This window comes from Pseudomonas sp. R3-18-08 (assembly GCF_003852065.1).
Taxonomy (GTDB): Bacteria; Pseudomonadota; Gammaproteobacteria; order Pseudomonadales; family Pseudomonadaceae; genus Aquipseudomonas.
Map to the genome: position 1 here is coordinate 5449789 of NZ_CP027729.1, position 24754 is coordinate 5474542.

The 24754-nt window shown below is 62.5% G+C and carries 20 protein-coding genes; 9 read left to right on the forward strand and 11 right to left on the reverse strand.

The window, feature by feature from the left end; all coding sequences use genetic code 11:
- Nucleotides 1-5 precede the first annotated feature (5 nt).
- The 3 genes from C4J92_RS25155 (at nt 6) to C4J92_RS25165 (ending at nt 2538) form a co-directional block, all read left to right on the forward strand.
- Complete coding sequence (locus C4J92_RS25155; RefSeq protein ID WP_124405567.1) at nt 6-1601, forward strand: GMC family oxidoreductase; 1596 nt, start codon at nt 6-8, stop codon at nt 1599-1601.
- A gap of 103 nt (nt 1602-1704) precedes the next feature.
- The gene (coaD, locus tag C4J92_RS25160; protein ID WP_049711086.1) at nt 1705-2184 is read left to right on the forward strand and encodes a pantetheine-phosphate adenylyltransferase; all 480 of its coding nucleotides are present in this window, start codon (nt 1705-1707) and stop codon (nt 2182-2184) included.
- A gap of 102 nt (nt 2185-2286) precedes the next feature.
- Nucleotides 2287-2538 (forward strand): YfhL family 4Fe-4S dicluster ferredoxin, encoded by a 252-nt coding sequence (locus C4J92_RS25165; RefSeq protein WP_003195146.1) that lies wholly within the window; start codon nt 2287-2289, stop codon nt 2536-2538.
- Nucleotides 2539-2654: 116 nt separating this feature from the next.
- On the opposite strand, the gene mutM is transcribed toward C4J92_RS25165, so the two are convergent.
- Complete coding sequence (mutM, locus tag C4J92_RS25170) at nt 2655-3467, reverse strand: bifunctional DNA-formamidopyrimidine glycosylase/DNA-(apurinic or apyrimidinic site) lyase (RefSeq protein ID WP_124364828.1); 813 nt, start codon at nt 3465-3467, stop codon at nt 2655-2657.
- A gap of 21 nt (nt 3468-3488) precedes the next feature.
- Nucleotides 3489-4301 (reverse strand): HDOD domain-containing protein, encoded by an 813-nt coding sequence (locus C4J92_RS25175; protein ID WP_177413205.1) that lies wholly within the window; start codon nt 4299-4301, stop codon nt 3489-3491.
- A 295-nt stretch (nt 4302-4596) separates the two neighbouring features.
- Between C4J92_RS25175 and C4J92_RS25180 the strand changes: the two genes are divergently transcribed.
- Together C4J92_RS25180 and C4J92_RS25185 are read left to right on the forward strand one after the other, a co-directional pair.
- Entirely contained in the window at nt 4597-5793 is a 1197-nt protein-coding gene (locus C4J92_RS25180) for a class I SAM-dependent rRNA methyltransferase (protein WP_053127951.1), read from the forward strand.
- Between the two features lie 154 nt (nt 5794-5947).
- Nucleotides 5948-7108 (forward strand): MFS transporter, encoded by a 1161-nt coding sequence (locus tag C4J92_RS25185; protein ID WP_124405569.1) that lies wholly within the window; start codon nt 5948-5950, stop codon nt 7106-7108.
- Nucleotides 7109-7231: 123 nt separating this feature from the next.
- Here C4J92_RS25185 and C4J92_RS25190 read toward each other — a convergent pair whose 3' ends face one another.
- Nucleotides 7232-7690, reverse strand: a complete 459-nt coding sequence (locus C4J92_RS25190) for a transposase (protein ID WP_124405570.1) — start codon at nt 7688-7690, stop codon at nt 7232-7234.
- 397 nt (nt 7691-8087) lie between these two features.
- Between C4J92_RS25190 and ilvD the strand changes: the two genes are divergently transcribed.
- On the forward strand, nt 8088-9929 hold the full coding sequence (gene ilvD / locus C4J92_RS25195) for a dihydroxy-acid dehydratase (protein WP_124405571.1): 1842 nt from the start codon (nt 8088-8090) through the stop codon (nt 9927-9929).
- Nucleotides 9930-10122: 193 nt separating this feature from the next.
- Here ilvD and C4J92_RS25200 read toward each other — a convergent pair whose 3' ends face one another.
- On the reverse strand, nt 10123-11181 hold the full coding sequence (locus C4J92_RS25200; protein ID WP_124405572.1) for a haloacid dehalogenase-like hydrolase: 1059 nt from the start codon (nt 11179-11181) through the stop codon (nt 10123-10125).
- Nucleotides 11182-11422: 241 nt separating this feature from the next.
- Here C4J92_RS25200 and C4J92_RS25205 point away from each other — a divergent pair, with 241 nt between their 5' ends.
- The gene (locus C4J92_RS25205; protein ID WP_124405573.1) at nt 11423-12814 is read left to right on the forward strand and encodes an L-cystine transporter; all 1392 of its coding nucleotides are present in this window, start codon (nt 11423-11425) and stop codon (nt 12812-12814) included.
- A 95-nt stretch (nt 12815-12909) separates the two neighbouring features.
- On the opposite strand, the gene C4J92_RS25210 is transcribed toward C4J92_RS25205, so the two are convergent.
- On the reverse strand, nt 12910-13422 hold the full coding sequence (locus C4J92_RS25210) for a dihydrofolate reductase (RefSeq protein ID WP_124405574.1): 513 nt from the start codon (nt 13420-13422) through the stop codon (nt 12910-12912).
- Between the two features lie 69 nt (nt 13423-13491).
- Between C4J92_RS25210 and C4J92_RS25215 the strand changes: the two genes are divergently transcribed.
- Complete coding sequence (locus tag C4J92_RS25215; protein WP_124405575.1) at nt 13492-14871, forward strand: DUF2868 domain-containing protein; 1380 nt, start codon at nt 13492-13494, stop codon at nt 14869-14871.
- The gene (locus C4J92_RS25220) at nt 14864-16231 is read left to right on the forward strand and encodes a DUF3482 domain-containing protein (protein WP_124405576.1); all 1368 of its coding nucleotides are present in this window, start codon (nt 14864-14866) and stop codon (nt 16229-16231) included. The genes C4J92_RS25215 and C4J92_RS25220 overlap by 8 nt, the downstream gene beginning before the upstream one ends.
- 7 nt (nt 16232-16238) lie before the next feature.
- Here C4J92_RS25220 and C4J92_RS25225 read toward each other — a convergent pair whose 3' ends face one another.
- The 6 genes from C4J92_RS25225 to C4J92_RS25250 all read right to left on the reverse strand — a co-directional run bounded on the left by C4J92_RS25225 (nt 16239) and on the right by C4J92_RS25250 (nt 24685).
- The gene (locus C4J92_RS25225) at nt 16239-17375 is read right to left on the reverse strand and encodes a TIGR03364 family FAD-dependent oxidoreductase (protein ID WP_124405577.1); all 1137 of its coding nucleotides are present in this window, start codon (nt 17373-17375) and stop codon (nt 16239-16241) included.
- A 125-nt stretch (nt 17376-17500) separates the two neighbouring features.
- Nucleotides 17501-18523 carry a putative 2-aminoethylphosphonate ABC transporter substrate-binding protein gene (locus C4J92_RS25230; protein WP_124405578.1) on the reverse strand — a complete coding sequence of 341 codons (1023 nt, stop codon included), beginning with the start codon at nt 18521-18523 and terminating at the stop codon, nt 17501-17503.
- Between the two features lie 20 nt (nt 18524-18543).
- Nucleotides 18544-20250 carry a putative 2-aminoethylphosphonate ABC transporter permease subunit gene (locus tag C4J92_RS25235; protein ID WP_177413207.1) on the reverse strand — a complete coding sequence of 569 codons (1707 nt, stop codon included), beginning with the start codon at nt 20248-20250 and terminating at the stop codon, nt 18544-18546.
- A 7-nt stretch (nt 20251-20257) separates the two neighbouring features.
- Nucleotides 20258-21322, reverse strand: a complete 1065-nt coding sequence (locus C4J92_RS25240; RefSeq protein WP_124405580.1) for a putative 2-aminoethylphosphonate ABC transporter ATP-binding protein — start codon at nt 21320-21322, stop codon at nt 20258-20260.
- A gap of 236 nt (nt 21323-21558) precedes the next feature.
- The gene (locus C4J92_RS25245; protein ID WP_124405581.1) at nt 21559-22422 is read right to left on the reverse strand and encodes a LysR family transcriptional regulator; all 864 of its coding nucleotides are present in this window, start codon (nt 22420-22422) and stop codon (nt 21559-21561) included.
- A 16-nt stretch (nt 22423-22438) separates the two neighbouring features.
- The gene (locus C4J92_RS25250) at nt 22439-24685 is read right to left on the reverse strand and encodes a heavy metal translocating P-type ATPase (protein WP_124405582.1); all 2247 of its coding nucleotides are present in this window, start codon (nt 24683-24685) and stop codon (nt 22439-22441) included.
- Nucleotides 24686-24754: the final 69 nt, after the last annotated feature.

Consider the following 24754-nt stretch of genomic DNA (forward strand, 5'->3'; position numbering starts at 1 on the left):
ACCTGATGCCCGTACCCGATCTATTCCGCGACGGCATGGCCCGCGGCTGGAAAACCCACAACGGCGCCGCCCTCGACAGCGACCTGACCCTGGAAGCCGACGTAGCCATCATCGGCAGCGGCGCCGGTGGCGGCACCACCGCCGAAATCCTCAGCGCCGCTGGCTACAAGGTGCTGTTGATCGAAGAAGGCCCACTCAAGACCAGCAGCGATTTCAAGCTGCTGGAAGACGAAGCCTATGCCAGCCTGTACCAGGAAGGGATCGGCCGCATGAGCAAGGACGGTGCGATTACCATCCTGCAGGGCCGGGCGGTGGGCGGCACGACGCTGATCAACTGGACCTCCAGCTTCCGCACACCGGATGCCACCCTCGCCCATTGGGCCAGCGACTACGCGGTGAAGGGCCATGGCAGCGCCGAGATGGCGCCATGGTTCGAGACCATGGAGCAGCGCCTGGGCATCGCGCCATGGGCCTTGCCGCCCAATGCCAACAACGACGTGATCCGCAAAGGCTGCGAAAAGCTCGGCTACAGCTGGCACGTGATCCCGCGCAATGTGCGCGGTTGCTTCAACCTGGGTTATTGCGGCATGGGCTGCCCGGTCAATGCCAAGCAATCGATGCTGGTGACCACCATCCCCGCCACGCTGGAGAAAGGCGGCGAGCTGCTCTACCTGGCTCGCGCCGAGCGCCTCAAATACAGCGGCGACATGATCAGCAGCCTGGAATGCGTGGCCATGGATGAGCGCTGCGTGGCGCCCACCGGGCGCAAGATCACCGTAAAGGCCAAACACTACGTACTCGCGGGCGGCGGCATCAACAGCCCGGCATTGCTGATGCGCTCGGGCGCGCCCGACCCGCATTCACGCCTGGGCAAACGCACCTTCCTGCACCTGGTGAATTTCTCCGCCGGGTTGTTCGACGAGGTGATCAACCCCTTCTACGGTGCGCCGCAGTCGATCTATTCCGACCACTTCCAGTGGCAGGACGGCACCACCGGTAAAATGTCCTACAAACTAGAAGCTCCGCCCCTGCATCCAGGGCTGGCCACCACCCTGTTCGGCGGCTACGGCGCGCAGAACGCCCTGGACATGAGCCAATTGCCCCACACCCACGCCATGCTCGCGCTATTGCGCGACGGTTTTCACCCCGACAGCCCTGGCGGCGCAGTGGAATTACGCGGTGACGGTAAGCCGGTGCTCGACTACCAAGTCTCGCCCTATGCCTGGGACGGCCTGCGCCGGGCCTTCCACAGCATGGCCGAGATTCAGTTCGCGGCGGGCGCCAAATCGGTCAAGCCCCTGCATCACGACGCCCGGTACGTGAATAACCTGGCAGACGCACGTAGTTTGATCGACGGTTTGAGCCTCGAGCTGCATCGCACCACCCTGGGCAGCGCCCATGTGATGGGCGGTTGCGCCATGGGCGAAGACCCGACAAACGCAGTCGCCGATAGCCTCGGTCGCCATCACCAACTGCGCAACCTGTCGATTCACGACGGCTCTCTGTTCCCCACCAGCATTGGGGCAAATCCCCAATTGTCGGTGTATGGATTGACTGCCCAACTGGCGTCGGCTTTGTCCGAACGTCTGAAAACAGCGTGAAAAATCGCAGGATCCACCGCATCTATCTACATAAGTCGACTTGGCCGACCGGGATGGCTGCGATACCATCCGGTTCCCCAACGGACTCCGCCAGGACGACGCGATGAACCGAGTGTTGTACCCAGGTACCTTCGACCCGATTACCAAAGGCCATGGCGATCTGGTCGAACGCGCCTCTCGCCTGTTCGACCATGTGATCATCGCGGTTGCCGCCAGCCCCAAGAAAAACCCGCTGTTCCCGCTGGAACAACGCGTGGAGCTGGCCCGTGAGGTCACCAAGCACCTGCCTAACGTAGAAGTGGTGGGTTTTGCGACGCTGCTGGCGCATTTTGCCAAGGAGCAGAACGCCAATGTATTCCTGCGTGGCCTGCGCGCGGTGTCGGATTTCGAATATGAATTCCAGCTGGCCAACATGAACCGCCAACTGGCGCCGGACGTGGAAAGCCTGTTTCTGACGCCGTCGGAACGTTACTCGTTCATTTCCTCGACGTTGGTGCGCGAAATCGCTGCTTTGGGCGGAGATATCACCAAGTTCGTGCATCCGGCCGTTGCGGACGCGCTGACGCTGCGCTTCAAGAAGTAACACCGCTCAATCGGCGCCCGCTCGCGCTGCGGGCGCCAATGCGGCACAATTGCGCGCATTAGTTTTCAGATGCCTTGGCTGACGGCCCTGGCAGGAGTTTTCATGTCCCTGATCATCACCGACGATTGCATCAATTGCGACGTCTGCGAACCCGAGTGCCCGAACGCTGCAATTTCCCAGGGCGAAGAGATCTACGTGATCGACCCCAACCTGTGCACCCAGTGCGTCGGCCACTACGACGAGCCCCAGTGCCAGCAGGTGTGCCCGGTGGATTGCATTCCATTGGATGAAGCCCATCCGGAGACGGAAGAGCAGTTGATGGAGAAGTACCGGAAGATTACCGGTAAGGCCTGAGGCTATTCAGCGCCTGTAAGGGCCTCATCGGGAGCAAGCCCCCTCCCACATTTGAAATGCGTTCACATGTGGGAGGGGGCTTGCCCCCGATGGCGATATCAGCCATCACACACCCATCAGCTCTGGCACTTGGGACAAAACACACTCGCCCGCTGCCCCAGCACCACATTGCGCAACTCGGTCCCACAGACCTTGCACGCCGCGCCGCCCCGGCCATACACGAACAACTCCTGCTGGAAATACCCCGGCTGCCCATCGCCGCCGATAAAGTCGCGCAACGTGGTACCGCCACGTTCGATGGCAGCCGCCAGCACGCGCTTGATCTCGATCGCCAGCTTCAGATAACGCCCCCGCGATATACCGCCCGCCGCGCGACGCGGATCGATTCCCGCCGCAAACAGCGCTTCCGTCGCATAGATATTGCCCACGCCCACCACCACCGCGTTATCCATGATGAACGGCTTCACCGCCATCGACCGCCCACGGGACAGCTGGAACAAGCGCTCGCCATCAAACAGCGCGGTCAACGGCTCCGGCCCCAGGCGGATCAGCAGCTCGTGGTTGTGCGGGTCCTGGCTCCAGAGCATCGCGCCAAAGCGCCGGGGGTCGGTGTAGCGCAGGGCCAGGCCGGATTCCAATTCGATATCCACATGCTCATGCTTGGCCGCAGGCATGCCGACTTCAACCAGGCGCAGGTTGCCCGACATGCCCAGGTGACTGATCAAGGTGCCCACTTCGGCATTGATCAACAGGTACTTGGCGCGCCGCTCCACCAGCACGATGCGCTGCCCGGACAGGCGCACATCGAGGTCTTCCGGAATCGGCCAGCGCAGGCGGCGCTCACGCACCACCACCCGGCTGACGCGCTGGCCCTCCAGGTGAGGGGCAATCCCACGCCGGGTGGTTTCGACTTCTGGTAACTCAGGCATGTGTACCTCGGGAAGAAAGGCTCAGTGCGCGCCCAGCTCGCGGATCGACAACTTCAGGCTTTCGAAGTCGTAGTCCGACAGGCCCACGTAATCCAGCACCAGGTGGCCGATCGCCTCCCATTCACGATCGACGGTCTGGTTGCCCAGCACGCGATAGGACGAACAAATGTGCTCGGCCATTTTCAGGATCGCCAGCAGATTTTTAAGGGCAGGGTTGCGCGACGACTCATCGCTGAAAATCGCCAGGGCGTTGTGGTGATTGGCGATGGCGTCGGTCACATGCTCCGGCAGGCGCCAGGATTTGGCGGTGTAGTAGCCCACCACGGCATGGTTGGTATTGAACGCGTTGTTCTCGGTGTCGACCACGCGGCAATCCGGGCCGGCATTGGCGTAGCCCTGCTCCAATACCGTCATGTAGTTGGGGAACCGCTTGAGCATCAGCGGTACGCCGCAATCGTGGAACAGGCCCAGGGCATAGGCTTCGTCAACCGCTTGAGCGCCGGTGCGCTTGGCCAGGGTCAGGCAGGTCATGGCCACGTCCTGAGCCGTGTCCCAGAAGCGGTTGAGCGTGACGATGGTGTCATCGCTCATCTCGCCTTTGATCGACAACGCATTGATCAGGTTGATCACCGAGCGGCTGCCCAGCAGGTTCACCGCGCGCTGGTTCGAGGCGATCTTGTTGCTCAGGCCGTAATACGGCGAGTTGACGATTTTCAGCAACGCGCCGGACAGGCCCGGGTCCTGGGCGATCAACCGGGCGATCACTTCCAGGTCCGGGTCGGGCATGTACTGTTCCATCTGCAAATCCACCATGATTTGCGGCTGGGGCGGCACGCTGATGCCTTGCAGCACCTGCTGAATCTGTTCGGCGGAAAGCTCTTGGGACATAAGTACACACTCTGGGCTAGGCAGGGATTCTAACCCTTATGCAGACGTGGCCGACACCCAAATGCCCGATTGAAACCGGACTAAATGTGGGAGGGGGCTTGCTCCCGATAGCAGTGGATCAGTCAGCTCATCTGTTTCTGACATACCGCTATCGGGAGCAAGCCCCCTCCCACATGTCCGGCGGCGCGGCCAATAACTACACAACACGGTATACTCCCGCTCTTTTTTCCGGAGCGACGTCATGTCCCTGCCAAGCCTGCGTCTCAAAGCCAACGCCGATCGTCGTTTGCGCAACGGCCACCTGTGGGTCTACAGCAACGAAATCGACGTGGCCGCCACCCCACTCCACGGCTTCCAGGCAGGTGACCAGGCTATCCTGGAAGCGGCCGGCGGCAAGACCCTGGGCATCGTGGCCATGAGCCCGAACAACCTGATCTGCGCCCGCCTGCTGTCGCGCGACATCAAGTTGCCGCTGGACAAGTCGCTGCTGGTGCACCGCATCAACGTCGCCCTGTCGCTGCGTGATCGCCTGTTCGACAAGCCGTTCTATCGCCTGGTCTACGGTGATTCCGACCTGCTGCCAGGTTTGGTGGTCGACCGTTTTGGCGACATCCTCGTCGTGCAGATCGCCTCGGCGACCATGGAAGCCCATAAAGAAGACGTGATCGCCGCGCTGACCCAAGTGCTCAAGCCGAGCGGCATCCTGTTCAAGAACGACTCCGCCGCGCGCGACGCCGAAGGCCTCAACCGCTACGTCGAAACCGTGTTCGGCCTGGTGCCGGAGTGGGTGGCGCTGGAAGAAAACGGCGTGAAATTCGAAGCCCCGGTGATTCAGGGCCAGAAAACCGGCTGGTTCTACGACCACCGCATGAACCGCGCACGCCTGGCGCCGTATGCCAAGGGCAAGCGCGTACTCGACCTGTACAGCTACATCGGCGGCTGGGGCGTGCAAGCCGCGGCTTTCGGCGCCAGTGAAGTGTTCTGCGTCGACGCCTCCGCTTTCGCCCTCGATGGCGTCGAGCGCAATGCCGCGCTGAACGGCGTCGCCGAGAAAATGACCTGCATCGAAGGCGACGTGTTCGAAGCGCTCAAGGAACTCAAAGCTAGCGAAGAACGCTTCGACGTGATCGTCGCCGACCCGCCGGCCTTCATCAAACGCAAGAAAGACATGAAAAACGGCGAAGGCGCCTACCGCCGCCTGAACGAGCAAGCCATGCGCCTGCTCAGCAAGGACGGCATCCTGGTCAGCGCCTCGTGCTCCATGCACCTGCCCGAAGACGACCTGCAAAACATCCTGCTGACCAGCGCCCGCCACCTGGACCGCAATATCCAGATGCTCGAACGCGGCGGCCAGGGCCCGGACCACCCGGTGCACCCGGCGATCGTCGAGACGCGCTATATCAAGAGCATTACCTGCCGGTTGTTGCCGAACAGCTAACACCGGAACCTCCCCTGTAGGAGCGAGGGCTAGCCGCCCGCTCCTACAGGAAAGGCGTACACCACTATGGGACGCCGCCCACAGTAGTTTTGATTGAATTCCACTTTCCGCAGACTAGTATCGTTTTCTGGTTTTACTCCGGAAAATAAAAACAATGTCTGGACCCACCCTCTCCCGCTCTATCCTCATCACCTGCATTTCCCTGATCAGCTTCTTCCCGATCAATATCTTGCTGCCCTCTTTCCCCGCACTGGCAACCCGGTTCGACACGCCCAGCGCAGACATCGCGCTGTCGATCAGTCTGTTCACGCTGGTGTTTTCGATCTCGCAACTGGTCGCCGGCCCGCTGTCGGATAAATGGGGGCGTAAGGAAGTACTGCTCAGCTGCATCACGCTGTCGATCTTCGGGGCAATAGGCTGCGCAATGGCCTCGGATTACCTGACGTTCCTGCTGTTTCGCACGGTGCAGGCCATGGGCTGCGGCTTCTTCGTACTGGGTCACGCGCTGGTGGAGGACCTGTTCGACGAACAGGACCGCGCCCGGGTACGCCTCTATTACATGACCCTGAGCGGCTCGTTTGTTGCCCTGTCGCCACTGATCGGCTCCTGGCTGCAAACCACCTTCGACTGGCAAGGGAGCTTTTATGGGTTTGCACTCATGGCCTTGGGCATGTTGATCCATGCGTTTTGCGTCCTGCCTTCCAAGGCTGCCGGCCAGCATCGCGCGACCGTCTCGATCCTAGGCACGCTCAAAGCCGTCGCCACCAATCGCGACTTCCTGCGCTATTGGTGGATCGCCGCCCTGGTGTTTGCCTGCTACTTCGCCTTGATCAGCGTGACACCGCTGATTTTCATGGACGCGCTAAAGCTGTCCGAATATCAATATGCGTTGGTGCTGATGGTGTACGGCGTGGCCTACCTGCTCGGCGGCGTTGCTGCCTCGTACCTGCAAAAACGTATGGCGCTGTCCCGGCAAATCAACATCGGCCTCGGATTGCTGCTCGTCGCGGGTATTCTGCTGACGCTGATCGTCATCTTTGAAGCCATTACCACGACAACCCTGCTCATCCCGATGCTGATCAGCGCACTGGCAGTCACCCTGGTTCGCCCCGCTGCCATTTCGGCGGCGATGTTGTTGTTTTCCAGCAGCGCGGGGACCGCGGCGTCGGCGGGCAATAGCATTATGTTCCTCACCGCCGCCATCAGCAGCGCAGCACTTGCGCAAACCGGCAGTCATTTGCTGATCACGATTGCCCTGAGCTTTATCATTTTCAGTCTGTGGGGTTGGCTGACCAATGCGCGGATCAGGCACTGACGCTTTCCCCTGTAGGAGCGAGCTTGCTCGCGAAAAACTCATACACGACGCGGGCTACCTGATAGCGCTGCGGTATCGTTGACGTTCTTCGCGAGCAAGCTCGCTCCTACAAGTGAAGGTGCGTCATATCCAGATGGCATCCCATAGCGGGTATTGACCAATGTGCTCGACCAAACCAGCACGCAAAGGATTCGCGACGATATAGCGGGCCATTGCTTTCAAGTCCTCCTCGCGACGCAGTGCCCGATCGAAATAGCCTTTTTGCCAAAGCGTCCCGTAAGAACCCCTCGCACTGTTGATCGCGCGGGCACTTCGCGACTTGGTGATTCGCATCAGTCTGGGCAAGTCGCCATTGTGCAATTCCACCAGCCAGTGAAAGTGGTCAGGCATGACCACCCAGGCCAGCGAAGTCGCCTCACCGTCTTCCTGAGCCTTCCTGAATTCGCTGACGAGCAGACGACCAATGCGCCAGTCCCGAAAAATTGATTGTCGTTGGTAGGTAACAGCCGTGATCAGGTACACGCGGCCCGATTCTGAATAGCGTCCGGTGCGTAGCCGATGGGCATTTTGTTGCGTGGACATTCCGTCGTCCTCTTCTGTGATTGGAAGAGAAACGGTAGAGGGCGCAGTGTTTACTGGCCTTTAAACAGTAGTTCTGAATATTTCTCGCGCCTGTAGGAGCGAGGCGGGCGGCTAGCCCTTGCTCGCGAAAAACCAACAGGCGACACGGACTACCTGATAGCGCTGCGTTATCGTTTACGTTTTTCGCGAGCAAGCTCGCGCCTACAGGAAGACGGTGTAGAATCGGCCCTATTCATCGCCAGTCATCCCCCGGCGGGTTTATGAGCTCGAGGCCTCAGCTAGCGGCGATCCCGCGACGCGAGTGGCAACTTCCGGACACACGGCCATTTTCTGAGTGTTCCAGACGTCTATAGAAGCTCACTCCCTTTAGTACCTGATTAGCCGCCCGGAGTGCTCCATGCCAGATTACCGCTCGAAAACATCCACCCACGGCCGCAACATGGCCGGCGCGCGCGCACTGTGGCGTGCCACGGGGATGAAAGATGACGACTTCAAGAAGCCGATCATCGCGATTGCCAACTCGTTCACCCAGTTCGTCCCCGGCCACGTCCACCTCAAGGACCTGGGCCAATTGGTCGCCCGCGAGATCGAACGCGCCGGCGGCGTGGCAAAGGAATTCAATACCATCGCCGTGGACGACGGCATCGCCATGGGCCATGACGGCATGCTGTACTCGCTGCCGAGCCGCGAGATCATCGCCGACTCCGTGGAGTACATGGTCAACGCCCACTGCGCCGACGCCATCGTGTGCATTTCCAACTGCGACAAGATCACCCCCGGTATGCTGATGGCCGCCCTGCGCCTGAACATCCCGGTGATCTTCGTCTCCGGCGGCCCGATGGAAGCCGGCAAGACCAAGCTTGCCTCCCACGGCCTCGACCTGGTCGACGCCATGGTCATCGCCGCCGATTCCAGCGCGTCTGACGAGAAGGTCGCGGAATACGAGCGCAGCGCCTGCCCGACCTGCGGTTCATGCTCCGGCATGTTCACCGCCAACTCGATGAACTGCCTGGTGGAAGCCCTGGGCCTGGCCTTGCCGGGCAACGGCTCGACGCTGGCCACCCACAGCGACCGCGAGCAACTGTTCCTGCAGGCCGGCCGCACCATCGTCGAGCTGTGCAAGCGCTACTACACCGAGAACGATGAGTCGGTACTGCCGCGCAATATCGCCAACTTCAAGGCGTTCGAAAACGCCATGACCCTGGACATCGCCATGGGCGGTTCCACCAACACCATCCTGCACTTGCTGGCTGCCGCCCAGGAAGCCGAGATCGATTTCGACCTGCGCGACATCGACCGCCTGTCCCGCCATGTGCCGCAACTGTGCAAGGTCGCGCCGAACATCCAGAAATACCATATGGAAGACGTGCACCGCGCCGGCGGGATCTTCTCGATCCTGGGCTCCCTGGCCCGCGGTGGCCTGCTGCACACCGACCTGCCGACTGTGCACAGCACGTCCCTCGCCGAAGGCATCGCCAAGTGGGACATCACCCAGACTGACGACGAAGCCGTGCACACCTTCTTCAAGGCAGGCCCTGCAGGCATTCCGACCCAGACCGCGTTCAGCCAGTCGACCCGTTGGGACACCCTGGACGACGATCGCGAAAACGGCTGCATCCGCAGTGTCGAGCACGCCTACTCCCAGGAAGGCGGCCTGGCCGTGCTGTACGGCAACATCGCCCTCGACGGTTGCGTGGTGAAAACCGCCGGTGTGGACGAGTCCATTCATGTCTTCGAAGGCCGCGCCAAGATCTACGAAAGCCAGGACAGTTCGGTGCGCGGCATCCTGGCGGACGAAGTCAAAGAAGGCGACATCGTGATCATCCGCTACGAAGGCCCCAAAGGCGGCCCGGGTATGCAGGAAATGCTTTACCCAACGTCGTACCTCAAGTCCAAAGGCCTGGGCAAAGCCTGCGCCCTGCTCACCGACGGCCGCTTCTCCGGCGGCACGTCGGGCCTGTCCATCGGCCACGCTTCGCCGGAAGCCGCTGCCGGTGGCGCGATCGGCCTGGTGCAGGATGGTGACAAAGTGCTGATCGATATTCCGAACCGCTCGATCAACCTGTTGATCAGCGATGAAGAACTGGCGGCACGCCGGGTTGAGCAGGACAAGAAAGGCTGGAAGCCGGTGGAGAAGCGTCCGCGAAAAGTCACGACCGCGTTGAAAGCTTATGCCCTGTTGGCGACCAGTGCCGATAAAGGCGCGGTACGTAACAAGGCGATGCTAGAAGGCCTGTAACCGTCTCCCATGAAAATGCCCCGCACTTGGCGGGGCATTTTTTTGCCTGGAGATAAACCCCAAGACCGATGAAGATCAAATGTGGGAGGGGGCTTGCTCCCGATAGCAGAGTGTCAGGCAATATATGAGCTGCCTGACCCACCGCTATCGGGAGCAAGCCCCCTCCCACATTTTTTTGACCGCGTTCAGCCTGTTACTGGATGTCCTCCGGCTTGACGATCACCCAATTCTTGTCCGCCGTCACCGGCAACCCTTCCTTGGCCTGCGCCGCCGCGTGCTTGGCCATCATGCCGTTGAGCTGAGTCATGTATTTGTCTTTGCGGTTGATCCACAAATGGATGCCACCCTTGGCCACGTCCACATCGTGGAACAGCATGTAACCGTCGCTGGTCGGGGTGTCGCCGCCGACGATCACCGGTTTTTTCCACTCGTCGATGTACGTGAGGATCGCCGCGTGTTTGCCGGCCATCCAGGTCGCCGGGGTCCACAGGTACGGCGTGAGTTCCAGGCCAAGGTTGGCCTTCTCGTCGTATTTGCCGGCGGCGATCTGTTTGCGCGCGGTGGTCAGTTCGCCCGTGCTGCGGTCTTTGAGCAGGGTGGTCACGCCGATGACGTTTTCGGGTTTGACGTTGTAGCCGTACTTCGGATCGGCGGCGACCATGCGCACCAGTTCCTCCGAGGCGGCAGTCATCACATACACGTCGATGCCGTTTTCCATCAGCTTGTTGTACAGTTCGGCCTGGCCGGTGAAGACTTTCGGTGGCTGCACTTCGGATTTCTTCACCGCGTCGCCTTCAAAATAGGTGACGGGCACAGGCTTGCCGGAGGCCATCAACTCGTCGACCTGGACCTTGAGTTCCTTGAGGGTGAAGCCGGAAAACACCTGGGCCACCCACGGGTAGCACACCATGTCGTCCACTTCGCAGAGGCGATAGTAGTAGCTGAACAGGCTTTCCTTGTGGTCGGCGGTGTCTTTGAACGGCATCAGCTTGAGCGAAGGGTCGAGGCTGTCGCGGGTGATCAGGCCCTTGTTCTCCATGTACGGCAGCAAGGATTCTTCAAGGTCGTAGCGGTAGCTGGTGTTGTCCATGTCGAACACCGCGAAATTGCCCTTGTTGGCGTTGGCGGCAATCATCTCGTTCAATTGTTTGGCGGCAGGCGCCGGCCAGTGTTTCAACTCGGTGGCGGCCAGCGCCTGGCTGGCGAGCCCAAGGCAGAGAGCGGCGGCAAGCAATTTCGGCGCGAGCTTCATAAGCGTTCCTTCCTGAGTGAAAGACATCGACGCTAACAAATCTGTGTGACAGTCCTCGCGTTGAGCACGACGGCCTGCGTCCTGATTCCGCCAAGGGCATACGCGGCAGCGTCAAACGCTTATTCCAAAAACGACAGTTACCATTCCATATCGGTATTAAATCAATATATTTCAAGCTGTTAGGCTCTCCGGTTCGCAATCGCAGGCTCACGCGATTGGCTGCCTTCTCAACGGAGCTTCAATGAATCTTCCCCTGATTCTCAACTTACTGGTGTTCGTGGCCCTGTTGCTGGGCCTGGCACAAACCGGCCGTACTCAATGGAGCCTTGCCAAGAAGGTGCTGTTCGCCCTGGTGCTTGGCGTGGTATTCGGTGTGGTGTTGCACGCCATCTATGGCGCCGGCCACCCGGTGCTCAAGGCTTCCATCGGCTGGTTCGACCTGGTCGGCAACGGCTATGTGCAACTGCTGCAAATGATCGTGATTCCGCTGGTGTTCGCGTCGATCCTCAGTGCCGTGGCGCGTCTGCACAACGCCTCGTCCCTGGGCAAGATCAGCTTCCTGACCATCGGCACCCTGCTGTTCACCACCGCGATTGCCGCGCTGATCGGTATCGGCCTGACCAACCTGTTCGGCCTTACCGCCGAAGGCCTGGTCGCCGGCACCCAGGAAATGGCGCGCCTGCAAGTGATCCAGAACGATTACGCGGGTAAGGTCGCCGACCTGAATATCCCGCAATTGCTGCTGTCGTTCGTGCCGGCCAACCCGTTCGCCGACCTGGCCCGGGCCAAGCCGACGTCGATCATCAGCGTGGTGATTTTCGCCGCATTCCTGGGGGTTGCCGCGCTGCAACTGATCAAGGATGACGTGGAAAAAGGCCAGAAAGTGCTCAACGCCATCGACACCCTGCAAGCCTGGGTGATGCGCCTGGTGCGCCTGGTCATGAAGCTGACTCCGTACGGCGTACTGGCGCTGATGACCAAGGTGGTCGCCAGCTCCAACCTGCAGGACATCATCAAGCTCGGCAGTTTCGTCGTGGTGTCGTACCTGGCCCTGGGCCTGATGTTCGTGGTGCACGGCCTGTTGCTGTCGCTGGCCGGCGTCAACCCACTGCGCTTCTTCCGCAAGGTGTGGCCTGTGCTGACGTTTGCCTTCACCAGCCGCTCCAGCGCGGCCTCGATCCCCTTGAGCATCGAAGCGCAGACCCGTCGCCTGGGCATCCCACAGTCAATCGCCGGTTTCGCCGCTTCGTTTGGCGCGACCATCGGCCAGAACGGCTGTGCCGGGCTCTATCCTGCGATGTTGGCGGTGATGGTGGCGCCAACGGTCGGCATCAACCCGCTGGATCCACTGTGGATCGCGACCCTGGTAGCCATCGTCACCCTGAGTTCGGCCGGTGTGGCGGGCGTGGGCGGCGGTGCGACCTTCGCGGCACTGATCGTGCTGCCGGCCATGGGCTTGCCGGTGTCACTGGTGGCGCTGCTGATTTCCGTGGAGCCGCTGATCGATATGGGCCGCACGGCGCTGAACGTAAATGGCTCGATGACGGCGGGGGCGATTACCAGCCAGCTCATGGGGCAGACGGATAAAGCGTTGCTGGATGCCGATGAGCATGCGGAGTTGGCGCAGGTCTGATAGGACGCTATCGGGGGCAAGCCCCCTCCCACAGTTGACCGAGTTCCAACAGAAGAATGCGGTCCAATGTGGGAGGGGGCTTGCCCCCGATGCTTTTAGGCTTTTTCCCAAACTTCGAAGTTGTAAGCCGGTTTATCACCCTCGGCTGGGTTCTCCAGATTCGACACCAACTTCCACTGGCTCTGATCAAACTCCGGAAACCACGCATCCCCTTGCGGGCTCAACGCCACCCGCGTCAAGTACAGGCGATCGGCATGTTCCAGCCCCTGCGCATACAGCTGCGCACCGCCGATCAGCATCAGCTCATCCACGCCCTGCTCCAGTGCCCACGCCTCGGCGCGTTCAACCGCAGCTTCCAGTGACGCAAATACTTGCGCACCTTCAAGCACCAGATCGGTCTGACGGCTGACCACAATGTTCAGCCGCCCCGGCAACGGTCGGCCCAGGGAATCCCAGGTCTTGCGCCCCATGATGATCGGCTTGCCCAGGGTGGTGGCCTTGAAATATTTGAAATCCCCCGGCAAATGCCAGGGCATGCTGTTGTCGACGCCGATCACGCGGTTTTCACCGAGGGCCGCGATCAGGCTTAGAGGGAAAGTTTTTTTCATGGCGACGAGAATACCAGAGCTGCGAGTCAGCGGTTATGCTCCAACCTCACGAACACAACAGGATGGCGCGTGACTGCACTGAACCCGCTGCACACACTCTGGCTGACCGAAACCGTGCGCCTGCGCGAAGAACACGCCGGCCCCCTGGAAGACCTCGAAGCCAACCGCCTGGCCCGCGCGGCCGGTGGCGACCTGCCAACGCGTATCGCGCAGCGTGCGCTGCACCTGGCCGAACGCGATGGCCTGACCGGCGCGCTCAGTCGCTGGCTGCAAGGCGCGCGCCTGGCCGGGGTACTGCTGGCGATCGTCGCAGTTATCAGCGGCGCCGGCCTGGCGTATGCCGCGCTGGGCAACGGCATGGCCCCGGTGAACGTGTTCTGGGCCCTGGGCAGCCTGCTCGGCCTGAACCTGATCCTGCTGCTCAGTTGGGCCCTGGGCCTGGTGTTTGCCGGCGAACACAGCGCCAGCCTCGGTCGCCTGTGGCTGTGGCTCAGCGAAAAACTTGCGCGCGACGCCAAGGCCGCGCAGCTGGCCCCGGCACTGCTGCTGTTGCTGCAGCGCCAGAAACTCAACCGCTGGGCGGTCGGTGTGCTGGTCAACAGCCTGTGGTTGCTGGCGCTGCTCAGCGCCCTGCTGGTTTTGCTGATGCTGCTCGCCACCCGGCGTTACGGCTTTGTGTGGGAAACCACCATCCTGGGGGCGGATACCTTCATCGCCGTCACCCAGGCCCTCGGCACCCTGCCCGCCCTGCTCGGCTTCAACGTACCGACGGTCGAGATGATCCGCGCCAGCGGCGACTCCGCGCTGAATATCGAAAGCGCCCGCCAGGCCTGGGCCGCCTGGTTGGTGGGGGTGTTGCTGGTCTACGGCCTGCTGCCCCGGCTGGTCCTCGCACTGCTGTGCCTGTGGCGCTGGAAACGTGGGCGCGCGGCCTTGGGCCTGGACCTCACCCAGCCCGGCTACGCCCAACTGCGCGAGCGCCTGATGCCGAGCAGCGAGCGGCTGGGGGTCAACGATGCGGCGCCGGAACACCTGCACCAGGTGGCCGGCGGCGTCAGTGAACTGCACAGCGACGGCGCGCTGCTGGTCGCCATCGAACTCGACGACCAGCGCCCCTGGCCGCCCAAACTGCCCGGCACGGTCAAGAACGCCGGCATCCTCGACAGCCGTGAATCGCGCAACAGACTGCTGGAGCAGCTCACACGTTTCCCGCCCGCGCGCCTGGCCATCGCCTGCGATCCGCGTCGCTCGCCCGACCGTGGCAGCCTGGCGCTGATCGCCGAACTGGCGCGCAGTGCCGCGGCCACACGGGTGTGGCTGCTGCAAGCGCCGCCCGGCCAGGCGCTGGATGCCGAGCGCCTGGGCGACTGGCACAGCGCGCTGCAACAGCTTGAGCTGCCCTTCGCCGACTGCGCACCGTTGAACTGGCTGGAGAGCGGTCATGACTAAACCCCTGAAGCTCGCCGTAGTCGGCCATACCAATGTGGGCAAGACCTCACTGCTGCGCACCCTGACCCGCGATGTCGGCTTTGGCGAAGTCTCCCATCGCCCCAGCACCACGCGACATGTCGAAGGTGCGCGCTTGTCGGTGGACGGCGAAGCCTTGCTGGAGCTGTACGACACACCCGGCCTGGAAGATGCCATCGCCTTGCTCGATTACCTGGAACGCCTCGACCGCCCCGGCGAACGCCTCGATGGCCCGGCCCGCCTGACGCGGTTTCTGGAAGGCAGCGAGGCGCGCCAACGCTTCGAACAGGAAGCCAAAGTGCTGCGCCAACTGCTGGCCTCGGATGGCGGCCTGTACGTGATCGACGCCCGCGAGCCGGTACTGGCCAAGTACCGCGACGAGCTGCAGGTGCTGGCCAGCTGCGGCAAACCCTTGCTGCCGGTGCTCAATTTCGTCAGCAGCAGCGAGCACCGCGAACCGCAGTGGCGCGAAGCCCTGGCTCGCCTGGGCCTGCATGCGCTGGTGCGCTTCGACAGCGTGGCGCCGCCGGAAGACGGCGAACGGCGGTTGTATGAAAGCCTGGCCCTGCTGCTGGAAAACGCACGGCCGCAGTTGGAGCGGTTGATCCTCGACCAGCAAGCCCAACGCCAGGCCCGCCAGCAAAGCGCCGCACGCTTGATCGCCGAGTTGTTGATCGACTGTGCAGCGTGCCGGCGTAGCGTAGTGACCGCAGATGAACCACAGGCGATCAGCGAACTGCGCAAGGCCGTGCGCCAGCGCGAACAAAAGTGCGTGGACGCCCTGCTCAAGCTGTTCGGCTTCCGCCCGCAGGACGCCGCCGCCAGCGACTTGCCGCTGCTGGACGGGCGCTGGGGCGACGATCTGTTTAACCCCGAAACCCTCAAGCAACTCGGCGTGCGCGTGGGCGGCGGGATCGCTGCAGGCGCGGCAGCCGGCGCGGGCGTGGACCTGTTGGTCGGCGGCTTGACCCTCGGCGCCGCCGCCATCGCCGGTGCGATTGCCGGTGGCGCGCTGCAGACCGCGCGCAGTTATGGCGGCCGCCTGCTCGGCAAAATCAAAGGCCAGCGCGAGCTGACCGTCGACGACAGCGTGCTGCGCCTGCTCGCCCTGCGCCAACGCCAGTTGCTCAAGGCCTTGAACCTGCGCGGTCATGCGGCGATGCACGGCATCAAGGTCGATACCCCCCAGGATAAAACCTGGCGCGAAGGCAAGCTGCCGGACGCCTTGAACAAAGCGCGCGCCTATCCGCAATGGTCATCGCTCAACCCCCACTCCAGGTTGAGCCAGGCCGAGCGTCAGGAGCAAATCGAGGCGCTGGCTCAGCGGTTGGACGAAGCCTGATCCGCCATTAGCACGCCGGCCCCCACAGTGCCGTGATATTTCTCTCGGCCATCGCCGGCCCCACACTCATGCCCACACCGGTATGCATCAGCGCAATGCTGATGCCGGCAGCCGCCTGCACAAACGAAAACGGCGCGGGCCCACGCGAGCCATATACACCCTGCCAACGCTCCAGCACCTGGAGTGTGCAGCCCAGGGTCTGCTCGGCCAGCTCGATCAGCCAGTCATCGACCTGCTCGGCGTTGAACGGCGATGCATCGCTGCCGTAATCATGGGAATCGCCGATGATCAGGTCGCCATGGGGCGTAGGGCTGATCAGCAGGTGAATGCCGTGCTCGTGCAGGTGCGGTGCTTCGCGCAGGATCTGCGCCTGCACCGGCGCAGCTTGCGGCAAGTCGGCGAACGCGCCGTAATGCACGCAACTGGGGCCGGTCAACACGGCGTGTTGCAGGTTCAGCTCAAGCGCCGGCCGTGCACGTAGCATTTGCAGGCGGCACACCTGTGGATTGAGCGGGGCAATCGATTCGGCCAGCAGGGTCTGGTAGTCGTGCCCGGAACACACAATGATCTGCTCGCCGCGAAAACACCCCGCCGTGCTGTGCAACTGGCCCGGCTCGACGTCGCGCACCAGGGTCGAAAAGTGAAACTCCACGTTCAGTTCCTGGGCCAGGTAATTGATCAGCGCCGGGATCGCTTCGCGCGAATATAGTTGCTGATCGTCCTTGCCATGCAGCGCGGCGCGGTGATGGCGGAACTGGCCGCCGTACAGGTCGTTCAACGCCGCGCCTTGCAGCAACGCCACGTTGTAGCCGTGCTCGCGGGCACGCCCGGCGCAGAAGGCTTCGAGCAGGTGCTCTTCGGCTTCGGTCCGGGCGAACAGGTAGGAGCCATTGCGCTTGAGCTGAAAGCCGGCGACCTGCGCCCAGTGTGCCCAGATATCGCGGCTTTGCCGCGCCAGGTCGAGCATCGGCCCCGGCGGTTGGCCGGTGACCAGCGCCTGGCCGAAGTTGCGCACCGAGGCGCCCAGCGGGGTGGCGCTGCGTTCGAAAACCTTGACCTTAAGCCCGCGCCTGGCAGCGGCGTAGGCGTGAGAGAGGCCGAGGATGCCGGCGCCGACGATCAGCAGATCGCTGTGGTGTGTCATTTAGTGATGTCCTGTCTTTGAGACCGCTATCGGGAGCAAGCCCCCTCCCACAGGTTGATCGGTGAACACAGTCAAATGTGGGAGGGGGCTTGCTCCCGATGAGGCCATCAGCCCAAACGAAAAGCCTACTGCCCCGCCACCTTCTCCGACTTGCCGTCATAACGCTTGCGCCACTCAGCCAGGATGCTGTCGCGGTTCTTCGAGGCCCAGGCAAAGTCGTTCTTGATCAACCGCTGCTCGTAATCGGCGGGCAATTCGGTCTGTGGCTTGGCAATCCCTGGCTGGGCCAGCACCGCGAAGTTGTCCTTGTACAGCTCCATCGCCGCCGGGCTGGCGGAGAAGTCCGCGAGTTTCCTGGCCGCATCGGCGTGGGCCGTGCCCTTGATCACCGCCGTCGCCTCGATTTCCCAGCCCAGGCCTTCCTTCGGCAGGATGATGTCCAGCGGCGCCCCCTGGCGCTTGAGTTGCACAGCCGGGTATTCGAACGAAATACCAATCGGAAACTCCCCGGACGCCGCCAGCTTGCACGGCTTGGAGCCGGAGTGAACGTACTGGCCGATGTTCTGGTGCAGCTCGTCCATGTACTGCCAGCCCTGCTGCTCACCAAAGGTTTGCAACCAGGCGCTCACGTCCAGAAAGCCGGTACCGGAGGACGCCGGGTTGGGCATCACGATCTTGCCCTTGTACTCAGGCTTGGTCAGGTCCTGCCAACTCACCGGTTTGCTCAGGCCCTGTTTCTCGGCTTCGACGGTATTGAAGCAAATGGTCGCCGCCCACACATCCATACCGACCCAGGCCGGTGGGTTGGCGGCGTCGCGGTAGTTTTTGCCGATCTTGTCCAGGTCCTTCGGCGCGTAACGATCAAGCATGCCTTGTTGATCGAGGATCGCCAGGCTGGAGGCGGCCAGGCCCCACACCACGTCGGCCTGCGGGCGGTCCTTTTCAGCCAACAGCTTGGCGGTGATGATGCCGGTGGAGTCGCGCACCCACTTGATCTGGATATCCGGGTTGGCCTGCTCGAAGGCCTTTTTGTAGGTCTTCAACTGCTCGGCTTCAAGGGCCGTGTACACGGTCAACTCGGTGTTGGCGAAGGCATTCAGGCTGAATGCGGTGAGTACGGCAGCGACCAGCGCCAGTGGCTTGAACATCGAATACCTCCTTTGAAGGATCATTGCCCGGGCGCGGTCTGGCGCCAGGCTTGGGAGCGGCGCAAGGCGCCACGTGAGGCCCACGCCAGCAGCAGCGAGACGCTGCCTGAGGTGAACAGGATCAGGGTCGACATGGCCGCCGCGCCGCCCACATTGCCGGCGTCGTCCATGTTCAAGACGGCGACGGCGGCGAGGATGGTGTCGGGGCTGTAGAGAAAGATCGCAGCGGAGACGGTGGTCATCGCCGACACGAACAGGTAACGCAGAATATCCAGCAGCGCCGGCAGGCAGATCGGCACCGTCACTTTCAAGTAATGGCGGTAGAGCGGCGCCTTGAGGGACAACGCGGCGGCTTCGAATTCCACGTCCAGCTGGCGCAGCGCGGTGGTGGCGGTCATCTGCGCAGTGGTCAGATAGTGAGCAATGGTGCACACCACCAGCAGCACCATGCTGCCGTAGAACACATGCAACGGGTTGCCGCTGAGGTTGAAAAAGAACACGTAGCCCAGGCCCAGCACCAGGCCCGGTACGGCCATCGGCACAAAGCTGAGCAGGCGCAGGGCCAGGTTCAGGCCCTGTTGGCCCTTGGTTTTTTCCATCAGGTAGGCGCCAGTGAAGATCAGCGCACTGCCGATCAACGCCGTGCACAGCGCCATGGTCAGGCTGTTGCGATAGGCCAGCCAGCCGCCGCCGGCAGTGTCTTCGAACTGGTAGTGGTTCAAGGACAGCGACAGGTTGTAGGGCCAGAACTTGACCAGCGAGGAATACACCGCCATGCCGAACACCAGCAGCAGCGCCGCGCAGATCAGCAGCACGATAGCCAGGTAGCAGCCGTCCCTGGAACGCGACGGCAGTGGTTGAAATACCTGGGCACGCCCGCTCATGGCGTCGCCGTGACGGCGCCGCAACCACGCATCCACACCAAAGCTGAACAGCGCCGGCAACAGCAGCACCATGCCGATCAACGCACCGCGGCCGAACTGCTGCTGGCCGACCACCGCCTTGTAGGCTTCCAGCGCCAGCACCTGGTAGTCCCCGCCCACCACCACGGGCACGCCGAAGTCGGTGATGGTCAGGGTGAACACCAGGCAGAACGCCGCGAATACGGCCTGGCGCGTGGCCGGCCAGGTAATGCTGCGAAACGCTCGGGCCGGGCTCGCGCCCATGCTTGAGGCCGCGTCGAACAAGCGCGCATCCGCCAGCGACAAGGCCGACAGCAGAATCATCAGGGCGTGTGGGAAGGTGTAAATCACCTCACCCAGCACAATGCCCCAGAAGCCGTAGATGTTGTCCGAGAGCAACCCGCGCAGCAGCCCCTGGTTGCCGAACAGATACACCAGTGCAATGCCCGGCAACATCGATGGCGCCATCAAGGGCAGCAGCGACACGCCGCGCCAGATCACCTTGCCGGGGATCAAGGTGCGCTGCAGCGCGTAGGCAAACAGATAGGCCAGCGGTACGACGATGGCCGCGACGCTCAGGGAAACTTTCAGGCTATTGCCCAGCAACCAGTGGAAGTTGGCGCTGGTCAGCAGCTCGCGTGCAGCGATCAACCCGCCGCCCTGCCCGGCTTCGCTGCTGAAGCCACGCCAGAAAATCGCCAGCAGCGGCAGCAACACCGCCACGACCAACAGGCCCAGCCACACTAATTTGCCGCCGACCACAAACAGGCGGTCGCCCGCTTCAGCTCGAGAAATTTCGCGCGGCAGTGTCATCGCCGTCTCCATGGCCATCTCAGGCAAACACCTGCAAGCTGCGCGGCGGCAGGGCCACCAGAATGTCCTGGGCCCCCAGGCGCGGCATGGCTTCCGGCGCCAGCTCGGCCAGCAGCGGGTGGCCCGGCAACTGCTCCAGCTCAAAACTCATACGGCAACGATTGCCCAGGAACGTAATTTCGCGGACTTTGGCCCGGAAAAGGTTTTCCTCATGCACCGGCGGGTTCACGCTGATCGCTTCCGGGCGGCAGAACAGCCGGCCGGACTTGGCGATGCCGGCGTCATCGGCCAGTCGCACATTCATCCCACCGACCTGGGCATGGCTGGCGCTGTTGCGGCTGAACGGCAGCCAGTTGCCCTGGCCGACGAACTCCGCCACGAACGGCGTGGCCGGGCGGTCATAGATTTCCTGCGGCGTGGCGTACTGCTCGACCTTGCCGTTGTGCATGACCGCGATGCGGTCGGCCATCAACATGGCTTCGTCCTGGTTGTGGGTGACCATCAGCGTGGTGATGCCCAGGCGGCGCTGGAGTTGGCGCAGCTCGGTACACAGATGCTCGCGCACCCGCGCGTCGAGGGCCGACATGGGTTCATCCAACAGCAATAACGACGGCGCCGGCGCCAGGGCCCGCGCCAGCGCGACACGTTGCTGCTGGCCCCCGGACAACTGGCCGGGAAATTTCTTTTCGCTGCCGAGCAGGCCGACCAATTCGAGCATTTGCCCGACACGCTTGCGCACCTCATCACGGCAGCAGCCGGCGAGGCCGTAGCCGATGTTCGCTTCAACGGTCAGGTTGGGAAACAGCGCGTAGGACTGGAACAAAATGCCGTAGTCCCGCGCCTGGGGCGGCAGCCGGGAAACATCGCGGTCACCCAGGTGAAGCTCGCCGCTGTCCTGGCGCTCAAGCCCGGCGATGCAGCGCAGCAACGTGGTTTTGCCGCAGCCGGACGGGCCCAGCAGGCACACCAGCTCGCCAGCGGCGACGTCCAGGGACACGTTGTCCAACGCGGTAAAGGCGCCGAAGCGTTTCTGGATACCACGCACCTTCATCGGCGCGCCGGGTTGGGTCAGGGCTGTGTTCATGGTGGCACCTCATCGAACGGATGAGGGCCATGCTAGGGAGGGAATGCGTCGTTGGTGTGGCAGGGAGGCTAAAGGGGGTGATAGTGGTATTGGTGGATTTGTGTAGGATTCTTAGAAATGTGGTGCCGGGTCTACCGCCATCGGGGGCAAGCCCCCTCCCACATTTTGACTGTATTCACAAATCCCCTGTGGGAGGGGGCTTGCCCCCGATTGGCCCCCAAGGCCGCCACTAACCTCTAGATTGGCGACATCTCCTGCGCCAACCCGAGAAACGCCGCCGGCAGGCGTGCGGCTTTTCTTTCCTTGAGGCAATACAAATACTCGGCAATCTGCGGCGCATTCTCAAGGGTCAGCACACGCAGTTGCGGATCATGCGGCACTTCCTGGCGCGCAATGATGCTGATGCCGATATTGCGCAGCACTGCCTCGCGGATTGATTCACGGCTGCCGATCTGCAACAGCGGCCCATAACTCACGCCGGCGCCCTGCAGCATGTCTTCCGTCAGCCGGCGGGTGGTGGAGCCCACTTCACGCATCAACAGCGTATGCCCGGCCAACGCGGTCAATGGCACATGGTCCAGCTTGGCCAGCGGATGGTTGCGATGCACCGCCACCACCAGCGGATCGGTGCCCAGCACGCGGCGCACCAGACGCGGGTCTTCCACCAACTGCGACGAGGCGGCGACGTCGACGCGGTAGTCGTCCAGCGCTTCGAGCACCTGCTGGGAATTGCCGATTTCCACCGACACCTCCACCTGCGGCAGGCGTTCGCGAAAGGCTTTGACCAGGTCCAGGATGTAGTACGGCGCGGTGGCGGCAATCCGTAAGGCGCCCTGGACCTGGCCGTTATTGCGCAGGAAAAACTCGATGTCCGCTTCCTGCTGCAACAGCACCTTGACCATCGGTAACAGCCGCGCGCCTTCATCGCTGACGGTCAGGCGGCGGCCGCCACGGTAGAACAGTTCAACGCCGTAGTGGCTTTCCAGGTTGCGGATCTGGGTAGTGACCGTAGGTTGGCTCAGGCCGAGCTTTTTCGCCGCCTGGGTAATGCTGCCCAGGCGGGCGACCATGAAAAACGCCTTCAGCTCAGCACTCAGCACACCACCCTCTCATCGTCTATTTGCGCAACAGGCGCAGGCCATTGAACACCACCAGCAGGCTGACGCCCATGTCGGCGAACACCGCCATCCACATCGTCGCCATGCCCAGGAAGGTGACCGCCAGGAAGATGGCCTTGATCACCAGCGCCAGGGCGATGTTCTGCTTGAGGATACTCGACGTTTGCCGGGAGAGCCGAATGAATGCAGGGATCTTGCGCAGATCATCGTCCATCAGCGCGACATCGGCGGTCTCGATGGCGGTGTCGGTGCCCGCGGCGGCCATGGCAAAGCCGATTTCAGCGCGTGCCAGGGCCGGGGCGTCGTTGATGCCGTCGCCGACCATGCCGACGCGGTGGCCCTGGCCGTAGAGCGCTTCAATGGCGTGCAGCTTATCGGTGGGCAGCAGGTCGCCCTGGGCCTGGTCGATACCGACCTGGGCGGCAATCGCCTGGGCGGTGTGGGTGTTATCGCCGGTGAGCATCAGGGTCTTGACGCCCAGTTCGTGCAGTTGCCGGATGGCTTCGCGGCTGCTGTCCTTGACCGTGTCGGCTACGGCGAACAGGGCCAGCGGACCCGACTTGTCGAGCAGCAGCACCACGGACTTGCCTTGTTTTTCCAGGGCGAAGAGTTTCTCTTCCAGGGCCGGCGAGCACAGCCCGAGGTCTTCCACCAGACGGTGGTTGCCCAGGTGGTAGGTTTCGCCGTTTATGTCTCCGCGCACGCCACGACCGGGCAATGCCGCGAAGTTATCCACAACGTAAGACACCAGGTTTTTATCCACCGCCGCGTTGGCGATCGCCAGGGACACCGGGTGGTCGGAACGGCCGGCCAAACTCGCGGCCAGCGCCGGCGCGCTGTCCTGCACCGTGGCGAACAGCGGCAAGTAGTCGGTTTGCACCGGCTTGCCGTGGGTGATGGTGCCGGTCTTGTCCAGGGCGAGGTAGTTGAGCTTGTAACCGCCCTCCAGGTACACGCCGCCCTTAATCAGAATGCCTTTGCGCGCCGCCGCCGCAAGGCCGCTGACAATGGTCACCGGGGTGGAAATCACCAAGGCGCACGGGCACGCGACCACCAGCAACACCAGGGCGCGGTAGATCCAGTCGAACCAGACGCCCGCCATAAACAGCGGCGGTATGACCGCCACGCCCAGGGCAAACAGGAACACGGCGGGTGTATAGACCTTGGAGAAGCGGTCGACAAAACGCTGGGTCGGCGCCCGGGCGCCCTGGGCCTGTTCCACCGCGTGGATGATCCGCGCCAATGTGGAATTGTTGGCCGCTGCGGTCACCTTGTATTCCAGGGAACCGGCCTGGTTGATCGTACCGGCGAAGACTTTATCGCCCACGGTTTTTTCGATTGGCAGGCTTTCACCGGTGATCGGCGCCTGGTCGATAGTGGACTGACCGGCAGTCACCTCACCGTCCAGGCCGATGCGTTCGCCGGGCTTTACCCGCACGATGGCGCCAGGATCGATACTTTTAACCTCCTGTTCCAGCCATGAACCATCAGTCTGACGCACCGTGGCCTGCTCCGGGGTCATTTGCATCAGACCGCTGATGGCGTTGCGCGCACGGTCCAGGGACTTGGCCTCGATCAACTCGGCCACGGTGAACAGGAACATCACCATCGCCGCTTCCGGCCATTGGCCAATCAGCACGGCGCCGGTCACGGCGATACTCATCAGCGCGTTGATGTTCAGGTTCAGGTTTTTCAGGGCAATCCAGCCCTTTTTGTAGGTGGTGAGGCCACCGCTGAGGATCGACACCAGCGCCACCAGGGCGACCACCCAGGTCGGCGCCACACCAGTGAAATGCAGGACTTCCGCGCCCAATGCCCCCACGCCCGAGACTGCCAGCGGCCACCAGTGCTTCTTGGCGGGCGGCGCGGCGGCGGGGGTGCCTTCTTCGATCGGGTCGGCCTGCATGCCGATGGATTTGATGGCGTCGATGATCGGCGCAGTGCTCGGCAAGTCATGGGTGACGCCGAGGATGCGGTTGATCAGGTTGAATTCCAGCTGCTGCACACCGGCGAGCTTGCCCAGTTTGTTCTGGATCAGCGTTTGTTCGGTGGGGCAGTCCATCGCTTCGATGCGAAAGGTGCTCAGGCGCGAGCCGGCGGTGGGGGCGTCGCTCAGCTGTACTTTTGCAGGCGCCGGGGTGCCGGAGCAGCACCCGCCGCCGTGGTCATGCACCGGCTTGAGCGTTTGCTCGCCGTGATCATGATCGTGATCGTGCTTATGCGGGGTGTGGAGGGAATCGCTCATGCTGTCGCGTCCGTAGAAGTGCCTGTTGCCAAGTAAAGACCCTGTAGCCACTATAGGGTCAAGCACCCA

Bases quoted from the DNA above. Each gene is read 5' to 3' on its own strand.
- C4J92_RS25155 (WP_124405567.1), top strand. From the start codon at position 6: ATGCCCGTACCCGATCTATTCCGCGACGGCATGGCCCGCGGCTGGAAA.
- coaD (WP_049711086.1), top strand. From the start codon at position 1,705: ATGAACCGAGTGTTGTACCCAGGTACCTTCGACCCGATTACCAAAGGC.
- C4J92_RS25165 (WP_003195146.1), top strand. From the start codon at position 2,287: ATGTCCCTGATCATCACCGACGATTGCATCAATTGCGACGTCTGCGAA.
- mutM (WP_124364828.1), bottom strand. From the start codon at position 3,467: ATGCCTGAGTTACCAGAAGTCGAAACCACCCGGCGTGGGATTGCCCCT.
- C4J92_RS25180 (WP_053127951.1), top strand. From the start codon at position 4,597: ATGTCCCTGCCAAGCCTGCGTCTCAAAGCCAACGCCGATCGTCGTTTG.
- C4J92_RS25185 (WP_124405569.1), top strand. From the start codon at position 5,948: ATGTCTGGACCCACCCTCTCCCGCTCTATCCTCATCACCTGCATTTCC.
- C4J92_RS25190 (WP_124405570.1), bottom strand. From the start codon at position 7,690: ATGTCCACGCAACAAAATGCCCATCGGCTACGCACCGGACGCTATTCA.
- ilvD (WP_124405571.1), top strand. From the start codon at position 8,088: ATGCCAGATTACCGCTCGAAAACATCCACCCACGGCCGCAACATGGCC.
- C4J92_RS25200 (WP_124405572.1), bottom strand. From the start codon at position 11,181: ATGAAGCTCGCGCCGAAATTGCTTGCCGCCGCTCTCTGCCTTGGGCTC.
- C4J92_RS25205 (WP_124405573.1), top strand. From the start codon at position 11,423: ATGAATCTTCCCCTGATTCTCAACTTACTGGTGTTCGTGGCCCTGTTG.
- C4J92_RS25210 (WP_124405574.1), bottom strand. From the start codon at position 13,422: ATGAAAAAAACTTTCCCTCTAAGCCTGATCGCGGCCCTCGGTGAAAAC.
- C4J92_RS25220 (WP_124405576.1), top strand. From the start codon at position 14,864: ATGACTAAACCCCTGAAGCTCGCCGTAGTCGGCCATACCAATGTGGGC.
- C4J92_RS25225 (WP_124405577.1), bottom strand. From the start codon at position 17,375: ATGACACACCACAGCGATCTGCTGATCGTCGGCGCCGGCATCCTCGGC.
- C4J92_RS25230 (WP_124405578.1), bottom strand. From the start codon at position 18,523: ATGTTCAAGCCACTGGCGCTGGTCGCTGCCGTACTCACCGCATTCAGC.
- C4J92_RS25235 (WP_177413207.1), bottom strand. From the start codon at position 20,250: ATGGAGACGGCGATGACACTGCCGCGCGAAATTTCTCGAGCTGAAGCG.
- C4J92_RS25240 (WP_124405580.1), bottom strand. From the start codon at position 21,322: ATGAACACAGCCCTGACCCAACCCGGCGCGCCGATGAAGGTGCGTGGT.
- C4J92_RS25250 (WP_124405582.1), bottom strand. From the start codon at position 24,685: ATGAGCGATTCCCTCCACACCCCGCATAAGCACGATCACGATCATGAT.